Origin of the sequence: Nitrospina sp. P1_D6 (assembly GCF_052156615.1) — a bacterium.
Taxonomy (GTDB): Bacteria; Nitrospinota; Nitrospinia; order Nitrospinales; family Nitrospinaceae; genus Nitrospina.
Genome location: NZ_JBQKUN010000005.1, coordinates 21579 through 35353, shown reverse-complemented (window position 1 = coordinate 35353; position 13775 = coordinate 21579). Strand labels below are relative to the sequence as shown.

General features: G+C 59.3%; 13 protein-coding genes. 5 read left to right on the top strand and 8 right to left on the bottom strand.

Features of this window, described 5'->3' with window-relative positions; translation table 11 throughout:
• Positions 1 to 7 precede the first annotated feature (7 nt).
• The 4 genes from ACTRXA_RS09740 to ACTRXA_RS09725 form a co-directional block, all read right to left on the bottom strand.
• Positions 8 to 520: a carboxymuconolactone decarboxylase family protein gene (locus ACTRXA_RS09740; protein ID WP_442427004.1), complete on the bottom strand. Its 513-nt coding sequence runs from the start codon at positions 518 to 520 to the stop codon at positions 8 to 10.
• 108 nt (positions 521 to 628) lie between these two features.
• A complete protein-coding gene (locus tag ACTRXA_RS09735) occupies positions 629 to 1654 on the bottom strand; it encodes an alcohol dehydrogenase catalytic domain-containing protein (protein WP_442427003.1) in 1026 nt (341 codons plus the stop codon).
• A gap of 36 nt (positions 1655 to 1690) precedes the next feature.
• The gene (locus ACTRXA_RS09730) at positions 1691 to 2422 is read right to left on the bottom strand and encodes a YkgJ family cysteine cluster protein (RefSeq protein ID WP_442427002.1); all 732 of its coding nucleotides are present in this window, start codon (positions 2420 to 2422) and stop codon (positions 1691 to 1693) included.
• An 83-nt stretch (positions 2423 to 2505) separates the two neighbouring features.
• Entirely contained in the window at positions 2506 to 2946 is a 441-nt protein-coding gene (locus ACTRXA_RS09725; RefSeq protein ID WP_442427001.1) for a DUF1844 domain-containing protein, read from the bottom strand.
• 191 nt (positions 2947 to 3137) lie between these two features.
• On the opposite strand from ACTRXA_RS09725, the gene ACTRXA_RS09720 reads away from it, so the two are divergent.
• Both ACTRXA_RS09720 and ACTRXA_RS09715 read left to right on the top strand, forming a co-directional pair.
• On the top strand, positions 3138 to 4001 hold the full coding sequence (locus ACTRXA_RS09720; RefSeq protein ID WP_442427000.1) for a TRAP transporter TatT component family protein: 864 nt from the start codon (positions 3138 to 3140) through the stop codon (positions 3999 to 4001).
• The gene (locus tag ACTRXA_RS09715) at positions 3988 to 5067 is read left to right on the top strand and encodes a TRAP transporter substrate-binding protein (protein WP_442426999.1); all 1080 of its coding nucleotides are present in this window, start codon (positions 3988 to 3990) and stop codon (positions 5065 to 5067) included. Before ACTRXA_RS09720 ends, ACTRXA_RS09715 begins: the two co-directional genes overlap by 14 nt.
• A gap of 6 nt (positions 5068 to 5073) precedes the next feature.
• Here the strand turns inward: ACTRXA_RS09715 and ACTRXA_RS09710 are convergent, their stop codons facing one another.
• From ACTRXA_RS09710 to ACTRXA_RS09695, 4 genes are all read right to left on the bottom strand, one after another.
• Entirely contained in the window at positions 5074 to 6726 is a 1653-nt protein-coding gene (locus tag ACTRXA_RS09710) for a fatty acid CoA ligase family protein (RefSeq protein WP_442426998.1), read from the bottom strand.
• A gap of 1 nt (position 6727) precedes the next feature.
• Complete coding sequence (locus ACTRXA_RS09705) at positions 6728 to 7474, bottom strand: DnaA/Hda family protein (RefSeq protein WP_442426997.1); 747 nt, start codon at positions 7472 to 7474, stop codon at positions 6728 to 6730.
• A 105-nt stretch (positions 7475 to 7579) separates the two neighbouring features.
• Entirely contained in the window at positions 7580 to 8017 is a 438-nt protein-coding gene (locus ACTRXA_RS09700; RefSeq protein WP_005011513.1) for a hypothetical protein, read from the bottom strand.
• Complete coding sequence (locus ACTRXA_RS09695; protein ID WP_005011511.1) at positions 8010 to 8210, bottom strand: DUF2065 domain-containing protein; 201 nt, start codon at positions 8208 to 8210, stop codon at positions 8010 to 8012. The genes ACTRXA_RS09700 and ACTRXA_RS09695 overlap by 8 nt, the downstream gene beginning before the upstream one ends.
• A gap of 493 nt (positions 8211 to 8703) precedes the next feature.
• Between ACTRXA_RS09695 and ACTRXA_RS09690 the strand changes: the two genes are divergently transcribed.
• The 3 genes from ACTRXA_RS09690 to ligA all read left to right on the top strand — a co-directional run bounded on the left by ACTRXA_RS09690 (position 8704) and on the right by ligA (position 13712).
• Complete coding sequence (locus tag ACTRXA_RS09690) at positions 8704 to 10185, top strand: DegQ family serine endoprotease (RefSeq protein ID WP_442426996.1); 1482 nt, start codon at positions 8704 to 8706, stop codon at positions 10183 to 10185.
• A gap of 88 nt (positions 10186 to 10273) precedes the next feature.
• Complete coding sequence (locus ACTRXA_RS09685) at positions 10274 to 11671, top strand: Do family serine endopeptidase (RefSeq protein WP_442426995.1); 1398 nt, start codon at positions 10274 to 10276, stop codon at positions 11669 to 11671.
• 34 nt (positions 11672 to 11705) lie between these two features.
• Complete coding sequence (ligA, locus tag ACTRXA_RS09680; RefSeq protein WP_442426994.1) at positions 11706 to 13712, top strand: NAD-dependent DNA ligase LigA; 2007 nt, start codon at positions 11706 to 11708, stop codon at positions 13710 to 13712.
• The last annotated feature ends 63 nt before the right edge of the window (positions 13713 to 13775 follow it).

Here is a 13775-nt window from a genome sequence, read left to right as displayed (position 1 = left end):
ACCCCCTTCATCCCTGTTTGAACATGTTGTCGAGTTCCGTGTGGGCAATGTGGTTGGCGTAGTTGGTGATGGTCTTGAGCGCGATGATGCCGACGATCTCAAACACCTGACGGCGGTCGATGCCCCAGTCCTCGAACTCACCCAGGTCCTCGGCGGTCAGCCAGCCTTTTTTCTCCAGTGTGCGGGACGTGGCGTCCACCAGGTGCTGGTCGCGTTCATTTTTAAGCGGCGTTTTGTTTTTGACCGCCTCGACATCTTCATGACTCGCACCGGCTTTTTTTGCCACCATCCCATGTGCCGCCTTGCAGTAACCGCACCCGTTGTAAGTGGACACCGCGAGGATGACAAGCTGCTTCTCGCGTTCGTTGAGCACGGTGTCGTTCATGATTTCCGTGCCACTCATGTACAGGTCCAGGGTTTCCGGGCTGATGGCGAGTTCTTTCAAAACATTGGGCACGAAGCCGAAACTTTTTTCGGCTTTGTCGAGGAGTTCCTGTGCTTTGGTTGTGACTTTTTCCATGACGCCTCCCTGTGTTGCCGGTGAGTATTGGGTTTCTGGATCCGGTCCGTATGAAACCCGATTTTGGGAGTTGGTAGTCCGTGAAGCCGAAAACTTACAAATCGAAATTCACTGGCGCCGCATACTGATCACGACCTTGTTTTCGGAGAAGGCGGACTCGATGGCTGATTGCGCATTCGTGAGCGGCTGCACGGAGGTGATGAGCGATTTCAAACGGTCCTGGTGTTGTGCGAGAATTTCGACGGCCGGCGCGAACGGGCCGCAGCGCGAGCCTTGTACGCACAACTCATCGACCACCAGCTTGGTCATGTCCAACCCTTCGGCGGGCAGGCCGCAGGTGGTTTTGGCGGAGATGGTGCCGCGGGGCCGGACCAGTCCCAGCGCCTGGGCGAAGCCTTCCGGCCGGCCGGTGGCGTCGACCACGATGTCTGCGCCCAGCCCATCCGTCATGCGGTGGATCCGGTTGCGGGCGTTTTCCGGAGAGCAGGCCTCCGTGGCGCCGAACTGGAGGGCGCGTTCGCGTTTCTCCAGGCTCCGCGAAACGGTCACCACCTTCAGGTTGTGCACCACGGAAGCGACGAACACGATGAGGATGCCCAGGCGGCCCGGACCCAATACCACGACCACGTCGTTTTCCTTTGGCGGAGTCATGACGAAGGTCTGCAACGCCGCAGCAAGGGGTTCGATGAGCGTGGCGGCGACAGGATCGATCCCTTCCGGAATTTCGTGGAGAGTGCCTGCGGGAACCACAATCTCTTCGGCGAACGCGCCGTCTTTCGAGATGATGCCGGTGACGGTGCGGTTCTGGCAGTGGCTGGGGATGTTGCGCTGGCAGGCGCGGCAGGGGGTGGGCGACCCGTAGGCAGTGCAGGTGTTGTTGATCTCGGCGGTGACGCGTTTCCCCTTCCATTCAGGGTCCACGTTGCCGCCGGTTTCCGTGACGGTGCCGACGAATTCATGCCCGCAGACGAGCGGCAGAGGCACGGGATAATCGCCGGAGAAGAGAGCCAGGTCGGTGCCGCAAACGCCCGCGTGCTCGACCCCGATCACCACTTCGCCCGCCCCGGCTTTCGCTTCGGGACGGTCCTGCAGTTCGATGGTTCCGGGCGAAATCAATGTGGCGGCGCGGGGCATGGTGCGGCCTCCGGTTGCGGTGTGATGGATCGGCGATTACTTTTTTTTCTTTTTCTTCTGCTTCTGTTTCCAGGCCAGCAGCCAGTGCTGGATGAGCCGCAGTTTCTGCGAACCGGTGAACTTGCGGCGTTTGAACTTGGGTGTCTGTTCGTACTGCAGGCGCGCGATGACCGTCGGCGCCACGGCTTCCTCGATCACCGCACCGCGCTGGGCGTGCTCCAGTTTTTTGGAGTCGCACACCTCGCGGAACGCCACCATGGTGCGGCAGTCCAGCGGCCGGTTCTCGTGAATGGCGCAACTCTGGTCCTCTTCCAGAAACGGGCAGGGCTGGTTGATGACCATGGTGTACCAGTCCACCTTGTCCGGATCGACACCGGACTCCAGCGTTTTCTCCACCTTGTGCATGCTTTTCCCGGCGCGTTCGATGATGGCGTCGAGATCGACGCCTTTCCGGCGCGCGGCGTTCACCATCTCTTCCCATTCCAGTTCGGTGATCATGACGCCGGTGTGACAGCAGTGGGCGCATCCCTTCTGGCAGGTGAGCGGCGGTGCTTTTTCCTCGTAAGCGCGGTCGAGAATTTTCCACAATGCCTGGATGGGGGGAATCTTTTCCTGCTTCGCCAGCGCCTTTGCGCCTTCCAGCAGGTGTTCGTAGGCGTACTGGATTTCCGCTTCGGCGTATTTCTGCTGGATGTACCGGCGCAGGTCTTCCGGGTCCGTCATGCCGTAAAGGTAAATGCCGTTGTGGTCGGCGAACTGGGTGGTCATCGTGAGATTCCTGTGGTTGCGTTATGTCTTCAAGATACCATCCGGGGTAGAAGCGGGGCAACCGGCGAAGTGGACCATGAAAATCAGGGGGAGGGTGCCTGGCCTTTTTTCTGCTTGGCGATGTATTTCATCTGCAGTTCATAAATCAACTGCTCCAGCAGTTTCTGTTCCTCGTGGTCGAGGTTGTTCTGCGTTTTGGCCTTGAGCATGGTGAGGATGTCGATGGTCTGCTGGACCGCGGGCAGGTTTTCCTGGGTCTGGCCCGTCATCGGATCGGGAATGTCGCCCAGATAATAAAAGGCGGATGAGGTGAGTGACAGCACGAAGGTCGAGAAATTGATCTCCATCTGCCCCTGCGGGTCGTGCGCGTGGGAGTCCTCCTGGTCTGCGTGCTTCTGGGCCTCCTTCTCCTGTTCCTTTTTAATTTGCTGTTCCTGTTGCTGGTTGTCCTCCTCAGACAAGCGGGAGGACCGGCGGTCCTGGAAACTGAAACTGCTTTCTTCCTTTTCTTCGTCTTTGCTCATGGCAGAACCCCTGATAAACGGTTTGAAGGAACCGGATTGGAAGGTTGGGCCAAACGGGCGCGACCTGATTCCGGGTCGACGCTCCGGACGCTTTCCCTGATAAAATTAAAACATAGCAATATGGCGGATTCATGTCAAAACAAAGCTGTTGTGTTGTTGCGGCGCATTCGTTTTGTTATCATTTCAGGACTATGGCATACCGATTTCTCGCGTTGGCGATTGTACTGCTTTTCTTTCAGGCCTGCACACCCCGCCAGATGGTTCTCCGCATGGCCTCTCCATTGTTCGAAGGCCAGGTGGCGGCGCTCAACGAGGAGCCCGACCCCAAGCTGGCCGAAAGCGCCATCCCCGCCAGCCTCAAGATGATGGAAGGACTGGTGAAGGCCGATCCCGAAAACGCCTCCTATCATCACAAACTGGCGGAAGGGTTCTGCGGTTACGCCTTCAGCTTCGTTGAAGGCAATGACAACCGACGCGCCTCGGACCTGTACCTGCGCGGACGCAATCACGCCGTGCGGTCGCTTATCCTGAACGGCGCCCCGGAAAACCTCCTGCAACTGCCGCCGGACGAATTCAAGTCCGCGCTTGAGAACCTGGACAGGGAAACTCTCCCGGGCCTGTTCTGGACGGGCCAGTGCTGGGGCGCGTGGCTGATGTTCAACCTCACCGACATCGAAGCCCTCGCGGCGTTCCCGAAAGTGGAAGCGGTGATGCGGCGGGTCCTGGAGTGGGACGAAACGTTTCATTTTGCCGGGCCTCACTTGTTCTTCGGGGGATTTTATGGGGCGCGCTCGCCCATGCTGGGCGGCAAACCGGAACAGGCGCGGCAACATTTCGAGCGCGCCCTCGAGCTCACCGAACACAAATACCTGATCATTCAGGTGATGTACGCCAAAACCCTGGCGGTGCAGACGCAGGACAAGGAACTGTATACCCGGCTTTTGGATGAAGTGGTCGAGACGCCGGAAGGCGTGTTGCCCGGTCAGCGCCTCGCCAACGAGGTGGCGCGCCTGAAAGCAAAACAACTTCTGGAGGATGTGGATGTTCTTTTCTGATCGAAGCGACGGCAACGCAACCCCCCCGGCCCCACGCGCGAAACGCACGCGGTTTCTTTGCGTCGCCTGCGGTATTCTCGCGTCCCTGCTGTTTGCGCTGGTGATGTGGACCGTGCAGGCCACCCCGGTTCACGCCAAGACATTTATCAAACTGTCCACCCTGGCACCGGAAGGGTCGTCGTGGATGAACCGCATGAACGAGCTGGCGGCGGAAGTCGAGAAGGCGACCGACGGCGAGGTGGCGTTCAAGTTTTATCCCGGCGGCGTGTCCGGCGACGAGATCGATGTCATCCGCAAAATGCGCATCGGGCAGGTGCATGCAGCGGGTTTCACCGGCGTCGGGCTGGGGGAAATCCTGCCGGAAGTGCGCGTGCTCGACCTGCCGTTCCTGTTTCGGAACGACAAGGAAATCGAACATGTGTATGAACGCATGACGGGTTATTTTACCAAACAATTCGAGAAGGAAGGGTACGTATTGCTCGGCTGGGTGCCGGTGGGATGGATTCATTTTTTCTCGCAGAAACCAATCGAACAGGTCGGTGACCTGCAGGACAAAAAAGCCTGGATGTGGGAGGGCGACCCGCTGGTGCAGGAAACCTACAAGCACCTGGGCGTCACACCCCTGCCCATGTCCATCACCGATGTTCTGCTTTCACTGCAGACGGGCATGCTGGACACCCTGTACGCTTCACCCGTCGGGGCGCTGGCATTGCAATGGTTCACGAAAGTAAGTTACATGTCGGAGCTTCGTATGGGCAATGCCACCGGTGCGGTGCTCATGTCGAAACGCCAGTTCCGAAAGCTGTCCGACGCGCATCAGAAAGCGGTACGGGAGATCAGCGCCAAGCATTTAAAGAAACTGGTTCAGCAGGTGCAGAAGGACAACGACAAGGCCATTGAGGTGATGAAAAAAAACGGGCTGAAGGTGGCGCCCATGCCCTCGGATGCCGAACGGCAGAAGTTTTTTGATGTGGGGGAGAAGGTACGGAAAGGTCTTGTCGGCAAACTGTTCGATCAGAAGTTACTGGATATGGTTCTTGGCCACCTGGATGAACTTCGTTCCTGAAGCCCCTCACTGGTCGGCAAGTTTGACCGCCGCCCAGTCGCCCAGCTTCTCGCGGTTGATTTTCGCGTTGTGCCGGATGTCTACCGGAAAACCCGGGTGAAACAGCACCATGTCGATGGGTCTCGTGACCGGGTTGCCTGAGCCCAGTTCCAGGAGTTCCGCCAGCAAACGAGTCTTCGTCGCCGGGTCCTTGATGGACGGGGGATCGTTCAATTCGACCACGACAACTGGAATCTGCTGACCTTTGTTTCCAACCCCGACCAATGCCGACCGCCTCACCTGGGGGTGGCGGTTGAAGATGGCCTCGCACATGATGGTGAACAGTGGCCCCGCCTCCGTTTCGATCCTGTGACTTTTCCTGCCGCAGAACCACAACCGGCCCTGCTCATCCAGGTATCCCACATCACCCATACGGTGCCAGGTACGTTCCCCGTCCTTGATTTTTGATTTGCGGTTGGCATCCTCCAGGGACACATACCGGTGTGTCACCCAGGGGGCCGTGACCGCAATTTCACCAATGGTCCCCTCGGGCATTTCCAGCGAGGCATCCCATTGCGGGATGGCGTCGTCAGTGATGCCCAGGATTTTGAGTTTCACGCCTTCCACCGGTTTGCCGACGCAGGTTCCCTCACCTTCCTGAGTGTGCTGCCAGGTTTCGTCCACCACCTCCCGCCGTTCGATCGAACATACCGGCAGGGCTTCCGTCGCGCCGTAGGGGGTGTGGACTTTTGCGTCGGGAGCCAGAATGCGGTCGAATCGTTCGAGCAACGATCCCGGCACCGGCGCCCCGGCGATCAGGATGCGTTTCAGCGGTTCCAGGTTTCGGCCGTGTTCGATGCAATACCGCGTCACCGTGTCCCACAGGGCGGGCGACCCGAAACTGCTGGTGATGTTGAATTGCTTTATGGGACCGAGGATGTTCTCCGGGTTCACCTTTGCCGGGCGGGTGGGGTCCATGTCCGGCAGAACGCAGGTCATTCCGAGGCCCACGCCGAACAGGCCGAACAACGGAAATGTCGGCAGGTCCACTTCCCCAATGGTGATGCCGTAGAGCTGTTTTATCTTTTCGACCTGCAGGGTAAACATCCGGTGAGTGTAAAGCACGCCCTTGGGCGGTCCCGTACTGCCGCTGGTGAACAGGATCGCCGCCGGGTCGTCCGGCCGGGTCGCAACCGGGACCGCATCACGGCGGCCACGAGCGCGCAGGGACCGCAGGGTGATCCCGCTCCACAACCAGCGTCTTCCCACCGTCACCCATTGTGTGACCGATTTGAAATGCCTGCGGTACACCAGCCTTGCGAGATGAGCTTTGGGCACACCGATGAACCCGGTCGGCGCCACGTTCTCGATACTGGTCAGCACCTGTTTGCGGTCGAGACCGGGATCGATCAGCACCGGAACCGCTCCGATGCGGAACAGCGCGAAAGTAAGCGTGACGAATTCGATGCCGAACGGCACCATCACCAGCACCCGGTCGCCGTGGGCAAGCCCGGACTGGCGCAGTCCGTCCGCAAGCCGGTGCGTTTCCCGTTGCAGTTGGCGGAAGGTGATGCGTCGGCCGCTGTCGGCGCGCGGCACCACCAGGGCATCGCGGTTGGGAACGGTTGCGGCCAGGTGATCGACGAGGCAGGCAATGTTTTCCACGGAAGGAGTGGTCATGTCATGAGTCCTGCAGGCCGAGGGCCGCTTTGACCAGTGGCAGGGTGACCTTCTGCCTGCGCGCCAGGGATTCCGTGTTTATACGGGACACAGCGTTTTTGATCGATGAAAAGTCGCGCGGCAGACGGGTGAGCAGATAGTGCGTGATTTTATCCGGAACTTCCAGGTTCATGTCCTGTCCGAGCTTTTTGACCAGCTGCCCGGTGGTGGCGTCGTCGATCGGTCCCAGCTCCGCCGTCACGCCCCATTGGAAACGCGAGCGCAGGTAACTTTCGGTATCAGGCAGGCGGTTGGGGGCAGTGCGCCCGGCAAAAACAATTCGTTTGTCGTGTTCGCGGCGCGTGTTGAAAACCAGGTACAGCTTCTCTTGCGCTTCGGTGTGGCCCGCAATGCGGTCCATGTCATCCATCAGCAGCAGATCCACCGTTTCCAGAGGAGCGAGGGCCGCTTCGTTCGATTTCTCGCCGCCAGCCACGGTTGCAAGAAAATCGTCGCAATGAATGTAAAGGGCGGATTGGGTTTCGGAAGCAAGGTTGCCGGCGGCCATCAACAGGTGGGTTTTTCCGAGTCCTGCCGCGCCTGCAATGAACAGGCTTTGCGAGGGAGCGGTGCCGGGCGTGGAAAACTGCCGGGCTGTGGTGAAGGCAAAGTCCGAACCTGTGGAAAGAATGAAATTTTCGAAGGTGTATTCCGGATGAACGGGAAAATTGAGAATACGTTGTCGGTTGCTGGAATCCTGACGAGACATGGAGCGTTGCCTCAGGGCCTGGAAACCCTTTCGATGGATACGAATCAAGGGCGGGCCCGTCTCATGAAAATGACCGTCCCCGTGTGGCCCGGAATGTCTGAAAGTTTATTTCGGGCCGATCTGGATTTCAATGTGTGTCTTGCCGAGGTGGGACGGCGTCACGCTGACCGTACAGACCTGGCCCTTGCGCTGGTAAAGCATGATGCGTGTGTCGTGCTCCACAATCTGGAGGGGTGTCCAGCCGTTCTGCACCATCTCGGTACGAAAGTAATCCACTACATCCTCGGTCTTGTTCCAGACGGAAAATACCAGCCTGCCCACTTTGATATCACCGCTTCCCGATTCGTAGATGAACGTTTTGCCCCGGTCGAGCTCAATGCCTTTCGGGATGGGGACGCTGGGAAACTGCATGGCCACGGACGGCGGCGGGGATTGTTCCGGTGCGGGGCCGGTGGCTTTCTTCGGCGTGTCCGCGCAACCGGTGAGGCCCAGAAGGGCAAAAACGGCGGTGGCGACAAGGGTCCGTTGGATCGATTCAGTCATTGGAATACATTAACCTCCCAAAATATACGACGACCAGCCCCAGAACGATGATGACAAACCCCAGGCCGCGCAGCACACCGTTTTCAATGGATGGAATCTTTGCAGCCAGGGCTTTGACTTGATCCGGAAAACAGAAATAAGGGATACCTTCAAAAATCATCATCAGTCCGATGGCGGTGAGGAACAGGCTCATGGCGTGTCCACCGTGGAGAGCTCCTGTCTCGTCATGGTTGGGGCAAGGATGGGCGCCTCCCGTGTCTTGCGGATGCAAGCTGAGACCACCCCGATTTCAAAATGGTTGGCTATCAGGTTGCGGGTTGACCGGAACATCCCCCGGAGATGTTCCGCCGATAGTCGTTTTTGATTATCTTTGATCCCATCCATGGAGTCAATATGTAATTGAATCAATAGGATAAAACCGCTGGATTTAGAGTTGTAAATGCAGAAATGGACATTATATAATTTAGTACAAGTCGATGATTTTTGACCAATCCCGAAACAGGTTTTCAGGTTTCCCGCATTCATCTGGATGGAATTTTGCGGTCGATTTGCCCCCACTATCTGTTCAAGCCAAGGATTGTTGGCCGCTTATTCTTATCATTTTTATCCGGCAATGGAGCCTGGCTGGCCCGACCGGCCACGCGATCCAAGCCATTGCCCACACGGTTATAAAACGAGGATTCCCAATGCTTAATCAGTTAAAGAGAGTTTCCGCCATCAGTTTCCTGGTATTTCTGTGGACGTTTCCCGCGACCGTTCCCGGTCCGATGGCCGGCATCGATTTGGCGGATTCCGCCCACGCCCTCAGCAGTCAGAGCATGCCGCTGGGAAGCAATATTTTTGTGGAAATCGCCAAAGAAAAGAATCCGGCCGTGGTCAACATCAGCATTCGGGGCAAGGCGCAGATGAGTTCGCGGACTCCTCGTGGCGGTGATCCCCGGTTTCGCGGTGAACCGCGCGAGCCGTTTCAGGATTTTTACGACCGGTTTTTCGGTCAGCAGGACCCGCAGCCGAGGCGCGGCATGGGTTCCGGCTTCATCATCAGTCCGGAAGGCTTGGTCCTCACCAACTACCACGTCGTGCAGGGCGCGGATGAAATCATTGTCAACATAGACGATGGCGGCGCCGTCGAAAAGGAATACGAGGCAACGCTCGTGGGAAGTGATCCCAAGACCGACATCGCCCTCATCAAACTGGTCCTGGACGGTAAGGACAAGGTGAAGTTCCCGCACCTGGACTTCGGCGATTCCGACAAGCTGGAAGTCGGCGAATGGGTGATGGCCATCGGCAACCCCTTCGGTCTCAGTCATACCGTGACCGTGGGTGTGGTCAGTGCCAAGGACCGCGCCATCGGTTCCGGTCCGTATGATGAATTCATCCAGACCGACGCCTCCATCAATCCGGGAAACAGCGGCGGGCCTTTGCTCAATATCAAGGGCCAGGTGATCGGAATGAACACCGCCATCATCTCCGGCAGCACGGGTGGGAACGTCGGCATCGGTTTCGCCATCCCCATCAACATGGTGAAATCCATCCTTCCCGACCTGAAAGAGAAGGGCACCGTCACCCGCGGCTGGCTGGGTGTGATGATCCAGAAGATCACTCCGGAACTCAAAGACTCCTTCAACCTGAAATCGTTTGAAGGTGCGCTGGTTGGCGATGTCATTCCCGGCGGTCCTGCGGAAAAGGCGGGCATCAAGCGCGGGGACGTGATCGTTCAGTTCGGCAAGGAGACCGTGGATACGATGGAAAGCCTGCCGAAAATCGTTGCCGCCACGCCTCCGGGTGAAGCCGTCAACGTGAAGGTCATCCGTGATGGCAAGCCAGTGAACATCTCCGTCACCATCGCCGTTCTCAAAGATGAAGAGACCAAGGTTGCCGCTCTGGACCCGCTCGGTATCCAGACGCAGGACATCACTCCGGAGCTGGCGCAGAGCATGAACCTGGAATCCATAGAAGGAGTCCTGGTGTCCGACGTCACCCCGGGGGAATCCGGCGGTGAGGCGGGACTGCGTCGCGGCGACATCATCACCGAGGTCAACCGCAAACCGGTGACCAATGTGCAGGATTACCAGTCGGCGGTCCGCGGGTTGAAATCCGGGGACACGGCGCTGATGCTGGTCAAACGCGGCGGCACCACGATTTACATTGCGGTGAAGCTGAACTGATCCGGCGGATCTCACATTCCACAATCACACACGGAGCGGCGGGGCAGGGGCCCTCCCGCTCCGTGTTGTCTTTCACGCCTGAAGAATCATGATGAAGAACCGATGGGTGCGTGCCGTTTGCCTGCTCGCGGCGATCGCTCTTGCCGGCGGACTGGCCCGGGTTCCGGTGGCGGATGCGGGCCCCTTCCCGCGCCGCACGCCGGTGGTCGAAGCGGTCCAACAGGTCGGTCCCGCCGTCGTCAACATCTTCACGGAAGAAGCTCCCCCTCAAGTCAAAAACCCCTTCCGCGATTTTTTCGGCAATGGGCTGCTCGACCCTTTCTTCCGCCAGTTCGACTCGCGGGGATCCCAGCGGCGCAGTCTCGGTTCCGGCGTGATCATCCACCCGGACGGCTACATCCTGACCAACGAACACGTCATCGCCAAGGCCGTGCGCATCCAGGTGACGCTCATCGACAACCGCGAGTTTGACGCGAAGCTGATCGGCGCCGACCTCAAGTCCGACCTGGCGGTGATCAAGATCGATTCCGACCAGCCCCTGCCGCACGTGAAGATGGGCCGCTCGCACGACCTGATGATCGGCGAAACCGTCATTGCTATCGGCAATCCGTTCGGCCTCAAGCACACCGTCACCTCCGGCATCATCAGCGCCCTCGACCGCACCATCCACGCCGGGAAACGGGAAATCTACAACGATTTCATCCAGGTGGACGCGTCCATCAACCCCGGCAACAGCGGCGGCCCCCTGCTCAACATCAACGGCGAACTGATCGGCATCAACACCGCCATCTTCCAGGACGCGCAGGGCATCGGTTTTGCCATCCCCATCGACACCGCACGGCGCATCGTCGAAGACCTCATCGAATTCGGCGAGGTGTTCCGCGGCTGGATCGGTGTGGCCGTGCAGGACCTGACCCCCATGCTGGCGCGCCAGTTTGCGATGGACCACACCCGCGGCGCGCTGGTCACGCAGGTCTTCAGGGACAGCCCCGCAAGCCGTGTCGGGTTGAAGCCCGGCGACATACTCACCGCCATCGACGGCCACGAACTTCTGGACAAGGCCGACTTCAAACGCAAGCTGACGTCGTACACGGTCGGCGACAGCATGGAGATCACCTACCGGCGGTCGGGACGCGACGCCCGCCTGCGGCTGGATGTGGTGAAGATTCCGGACAACGCCGCATTGCAGTTCGCCAAGGAAGGACTGGGTATTGAAGTGCGTGGGATCACGCCGGATCTGCGCCAGCGCTTTCGCCTGGCCACGTCGCAGGGGGTGGTCATCGTCAGTGTGCGGCGCAACAGCGAGACGTACCGGATCGGCATACGTCCCGGTGATGTCATCCGGCAGGTCAACCGGGTGGTGGTGAAGGACCCGGCGGATTTCAACGAAGCGCTCATCGAGGCGCGCAAGCATTCTTCCGTTTTACTGCTCGTTCAACGCGGCCAGTCCGGGTATTATGTCACCCTGAACCTGGAGCTTCCCTGAGTTCCCAAATCCAACCCGATCCCGCGCATCCCCGATGGCTTCCAAAATCGAAAAAGAAATCGAACAACTCCGCCGCGACATCCACCACCACGATCACCAGTACTACGTGCTCGACCAGCCAGAGATCAGCGACCGCGAATACGACCGGCTTTATAAGAAGCTGGAAGAACTGGAAGCGAAGCATCCGGAGCTCGTGACGCCGGACTCGCCGACACAGCGGGTCGGCGGCAAGGCGTCGGAGAAGTTCGATCCCGTCGAGCACAAGGTGCCGATGATGAGCCTCGACAACACGTACAACGTCGAGGAGGTGGAAGACTTTCATCAACGCGTGTGCAAGACGCTGGGCACGGAGGACGTCCAGTACGTGGTGGAGCTCAAGATCGACGGCCTCGGCGTGACCCTCGCCTACGACAACGGCCGCTTCGTGCAGGGTGCGACGCGCGGCGACGGCAAAGTGGGAGAAGATGTCACCGCCAACCTCAAGACCATCCGCTCGGTGCCGCTGTCCCTCGATCAGTCCAAACTGAAACACAAGTACCTTGAAGTGCGCGGCGAGGTGTACATGGACCACACCGGATTCCAGAAACTCAATGCCGCGCGTGAAGAGCGCGGCGAGACGCCGTTCGCCAATCCGCGGAACGCCGCCGCCGGGTCGGTGCGTCTGCTCGATCCCTCCATCACCGCCGAGCGGCCGCTCCGCATCTGGGTGTACAGCGTCGGCCACATCGAGGGCCCGGCGTTCGAGACCCATTACGATGCATTGCAGACGCTCAAGCAACTCGGCTTCCGCACCAACCCGCACACCGAGCTTTGCAAGGACTTCGACGCGGTGCGAAAACTCATCGACCGCTGGCAGGAGAAACGAAAGACCCTGGATTACGACGTGGACGGGCTGGTCGTCAAGGTCAACCGCATCAAGTCGCAGAACAAGCTGGGGTACACCGCCAAGCATCCGCGCTGGGCGGTGGCGTACAAGTACGAGGCGGAGGAAGCGCAGACGAAGGTGAACGCCATCAACGTGCAGGTGGGGCGGACGGGGGCCATCACCCCGGTGGCGGAGCTGGAGTCGGTATTGGTGGCGGGCACCACGGTGAAACGCGCCACGCTCCACAACGAAGACGAGATCAAGAAGCTCGACGTGCGCGTCGGCGACGATGTCGTCATCGTCAAGGCCGGGGAAATCATCCCGAAAGTCGTGCGCGTGGTGACGCCGGAGGGAACCCAACGCGGCAAGCCGTACACCATGCCCAAAACCTGCCCGGAATGCGATACGCCGATCGTGAGGCAGGAAGGAGAGGCGGCGTGGCGGTGCGTCAACGCCTCGTGCCCGGCGCAGTTGAAGGAACACCTGCTCCATTTCGCCTCGCGCGACGCAATGGACATCGATCATCTGGGCACCGCCGTGGTGGAACAGCTGGTCAACTCCGGCCGGGTGAAGACGGTGTCGGATCTCTACACGCTGAAGCACGAGGAGGTGAAGAACCTCGAACGCTTCGCGGAGAAGTCGGCACAGAACCTGATCGACGCCCTCGAGAAAAGCAAGCGGGCCGGATTGAGCCGGCTCATCCATGCGCTGGGCATCCGCTTCGTCGGCCAGCGCGTGGCCCAGGTGCTGGCGAACACGTTTCACACGATTGACGCGCTGGAGAAGGCAAGCTTCGACGACCTGGAGTCGATCGACGAGATCGGCCCAAAGATCGCCGAGAGCCTGTGCCAGTTTTTCGACGAAGACAAAAACAAGAAAGAGATCGCGCACTTGAAAGAGATGGGCGTGGTGATGGAAGAAGAGCGCACGGAGCAAGCCGGGGACGGCGCGCTTTCCGGCAGGCAGTTCGTGCTGACGGGAACGCTGGACAACTTCACGCGGGAGGAGGCGAAGGCGCTCATCCACAAGGCCGGCGGACGGGTGACATCCAGCGTATCGCAAAAAACCGATTACGTGGTGGCGGGCGCCGACCCGGGAAGCAAACTCGACAAGGCGAAAAAACTCGGCGTCACCGTCCTCGACGAAGCCGCGTTCGAAAAACTGTTGAAGGGGTAGGAACCACCGATGCACACAGATAAACCATAGATTCTTCGCTTCGCTCAGGATGAGGGGGGCTTG

What these genes read in the sequence shown, in the direction of transcription:
- ACTRXA_RS09730 (WP_442427002.1), bottom strand. Translation starts at nt 2,422, where the DNA reads ATGACCACCCAGTTCGCCGACCACAACGGCATTTACCTTTACGGCATG.
- ligA (WP_442426994.1), top strand. Translation starts at nt 11,706, where the DNA reads ATGGCTTCCAAAATCGAAAAAGAAATCGAACAACTCCGCCGCGACATC.
- ACTRXA_RS09710 (WP_442426998.1), bottom strand. Translation starts at nt 6,726, where the DNA reads ATGACCACTCCTTCCGTGGAAAACATTGCCTGCCTCGTCGATCACCTG.
- ACTRXA_RS09720 (WP_442427000.1), top strand. Translation starts at nt 3,138, where the DNA reads ATGGCATACCGATTTCTCGCGTTGGCGATTGTACTGCTTTTCTTTCAG.
- ACTRXA_RS09690 (WP_442426996.1), top strand. Translation starts at nt 8,704, where the DNA reads ATGCTTAATCAGTTAAAGAGAGTTTCCGCCATCAGTTTCCTGGTATTT.
- ACTRXA_RS09735 (WP_442427003.1), bottom strand. Translation starts at nt 1,654, where the DNA reads ATGCCCCGCGCCGCCACATTGATTTCGCCCGGAACCATCGAACTGCAG.
- ACTRXA_RS09715 (WP_442426999.1), top strand. Translation starts at nt 3,988, where the DNA reads ATGTTCTTTTCTGATCGAAGCGACGGCAACGCAACCCCCCCGGCCCCA.
- ACTRXA_RS09705 (WP_442426997.1), bottom strand. Translation starts at nt 7,474, where the DNA reads ATGTCTCGTCAGGATTCCAGCAACCGACAACGTATTCTCAATTTTCCC.
- ACTRXA_RS09740 (WP_442427004.1), bottom strand. Translation starts at nt 520, where the DNA reads ATGGAAAAAGTCACAACCAAAGCACAGGAACTCCTCGACAAAGCCGAA.
- ACTRXA_RS09685 (WP_442426995.1), top strand. Translation starts at nt 10,274, where the DNA reads ATGATGAAGAACCGATGGGTGCGTGCCGTTTGCCTGCTCGCGGCGATC.
- ACTRXA_RS09725 (WP_442427001.1), bottom strand. Translation starts at nt 2,946, where the DNA reads ATGAGCAAAGACGAAGAAAAGGAAGAAAGCAGTTTCAGTTTCCAGGAC.
- ACTRXA_RS09695 (WP_005011511.1), bottom strand. Translation starts at nt 8,210, where the DNA reads ATGAGCCTGTTCCTCACCGCCATCGGACTGATGATGATTTTTGAAGGT.
- ACTRXA_RS09700 (WP_005011513.1), bottom strand. Translation starts at nt 8,017, where the DNA reads ATGACTGAATCGATCCAACGGACCCTTGTCGCCACCGCCGTTTTTGCC.